The sequence below is a fragment of the Nocardioides sp. genome (assembly GCF_051876515.1).
Classification (GTDB): domain Bacteria; phylum Actinomycetota; class Actinomycetes; order Propionibacteriales; family Nocardioidaceae; genus Nocardioides.
Map to the genome: position 1 here is coordinate 1 of NZ_JBJEHY010000056.1, position 1876 is coordinate 1876.

The 1876-nt window shown below is 73.6% G+C and carries 2 protein-coding genes; both read left to right on the forward strand.

Annotation, left to right across the window (positions count from 1 at the left end):
• Nucleotides 1-119, forward strand: a 119-nt coding sequence (locus ACI379_RS03575; protein WP_439790691.1) for a nitroreductase/quinone reductase family protein, incomplete at its 5' end; no start/stop codon positions are given.
• Between the two features lie 88 nt (nt 120-207).
• Entirely contained in the window at nt 208-1869 is a 1662-nt protein-coding gene (locus ACI379_RS03580; protein ID WP_439790688.1) for an arylsulfatase, read from the forward strand.
• Nucleotides 1870-1876: the final 7 nt, after the last annotated feature.

The following is a 1876-nucleotide window of genomic DNA, read 5'->3' on the forward strand; positions in this document are numbered from 1 at the left end:
CGACCCCGGAGGAGCGCGAGGTCCTCTGGCCGCGGCTCGACGCCCTGTACGCCGACTTCGCGACGTACCGGTCGTGGGCGGACCGCGAGATCCCCATCGTGGTCCTCGAGCCCCGCTGAGCGACGCGCCGAGATCCGGACAGCGCACACGTCCCGGAAAGTCGACTGGTTTAATCGAACTAATTCAGTCAACTTTCTGGAGTGCGAGTTGTCCCTCCCCGATCTCGCCCGCCGCTCCGTGCTGCGGGCCGCGGCGGCCAGCACCGTCGTCGGAGCCTCGGCCGGCACCAGTCTGGCCGCCGCGCCGCAGGCCAGCGCCGCCCGACGCCCCGACGTCGTGCTGATCCTCGTCGACGACCTCGGCTTCTCCGACATCAGCCGGTTCGGCTCGGAGATCCCGACCCCGCACATCGACCAGATCGGCGAGTCCGGCACCACCTTCACGAACTTCTACAACAACGCGCGCTGCTGCCCGACGCGCGCGTCGGTGCTCACCGGGCTGTACCCGACCACCGCCGGGGTCGGGCACATGAACGTCGACCAGGGCAGCCCCCAGTACCGGGGCCACCTGGCGCCCGAGGCCGCCACCCTGGCCGAGTCGCTGGGAGCCGCCGGTTACCGCACGTCGATGAGCGGCAAGTGGCACCTCGGCGAGTGGCGGACCGGGGTACGGCCCTCCAGCCGGGGCTTCGACCGCTCCTACGGGATCCTCGACGGGTACGGCTCCTACTTCAGGCCACAGCTGTTCCGCAACGACCGTCGGATCGGCCGCCCCACCTCCCGCGACTTCTACCTCACCGACGCGATCGCCGACCACGCCGTCGAGTCGATCGAGCAGTTCGCCCGCGGCGACCGGCCGTTCTTCAGCTACGTCGCGTTCACCGGCGCCCACTGGCCGCTGCACGCGCCCGAGGAGGACGTGGCGCAGTTCCGGGGTCGCTACCTCAACGGCTGGGACGAGGTCCGCCGCGCGCGGTTCGAGCGGCAGCGGGACGCGGGCCTGCTGCCCGGCGTCACCACCCCGGGACGCCGGGACGGCCAGGTTCCGCAGTGGTCCGACGTCCACGAGAAGTCGTGGCAGGACCGGCGGATGGCCGTCTACGCCGCCCAGGTGCACCGGCTCGACGTCGGCGTCGGCCGGGTCCTCGACGCCCTCGAACGCACGGGACGGCGCGACAACACCCTCGTGCTGTTCCTCTCGGACAACGGAGGCTGCGCCGAGGCGCTGGGGGCCGGCAGCGCCGGGCAGGCGGTCAGCGTGGACGGGGCGCGGGTGCGCGCCGGCAACGACCCGACGATCTGGCCCGGCGCCAGCGACACGTACGCCAGCTACGGGCGCGGGTGGGCGCACGTCTCCAACACGCCGTTCGCCAGCTACAAGCACTTCACCGACGAGGGCGGCATCTCCACGCCCCTGCTCGCCTCCCTGCCCGCGAGGTTCACCGCCGGCGGGGTGAGCCACGCGCCGCTGCACGTGGTCGACCTGGTGCCCACGGTCCTGGACGTGACGGGGACCCAGCACCTGCGCCGTCGCCGGGGCAGGCGCACCCGCCCGCTGGCCGGGCGCAGCTTCGCCGCCGTGGCGGCCGGCCGGGACAACGGCGCCTGGACGGCCCACCGGTCGATCTTCTGGGAGCACGAGGGCAACCGGGCCGTACGACGGGGCCGCTGGAAGCTGGTGGCCCGCCACGGCCGGGGGTGGCGCCTGTACGACCTGGAGGCCGACCGCACCGAGAGCCGCAACGTGGCCCGCCGGCACCCGTGGCTCGTCGCCGAGCTCTCCGGCGAGTGGCGCCGCTGGGCGCGTCGGGTCGGGGTGCGGCGGTGGCGCTCGCGCGGTGGTTACCGCGGAGCGCCGCTGGTCAGGTGAGGGCGGC